The following is a 259-nucleotide window of genomic DNA, read 5'->3' on the forward strand; positions in this document are numbered from 1 at the left end:
GAATGAGAGAGAAAATAGGTTATTATGGTGTGCTCGTTTGTTTACTATTATCAGTTATTTCAGGGCAATTTCTTAAAAGTGAATGGGTACCAATTATATTATGTATAGGAGTATTCATATTTGCTCCTATGTATCGCTGGGATGAATGGAAAGCATATAGCAGAAAAAAGAAAATTGTTTTCAGCATCGAGTTTGTCATTATAATTAGCACGATTCCTTTTTTGTTATTGAAAGGAAATGAGATCATAGATGGAATTGT

General features: G+C 31.7%; 1 protein-coding gene. It reads left to right on the plus strand.

Features of this window, described 5'->3' with window-relative positions; translation table 11 throughout:
• Positions 1 to 2 precede the first annotated feature (2 nt).
• On the plus strand, positions 3 to 259 hold a 257-nt coding region (locus tag SB658_RS25195), incomplete at its 3' end, for a YoqO family protein (protein ID WP_410603153.1).

The organism is Bacillus sp. SIMBA_008 (assembly GCF_046535495.1).
In the GTDB taxonomy this organism is placed as follows: domain Bacteria; phylum Bacillota; class Bacilli; order Bacillales; family Bacillaceae; genus Bacillus; species Bacillus subtilis.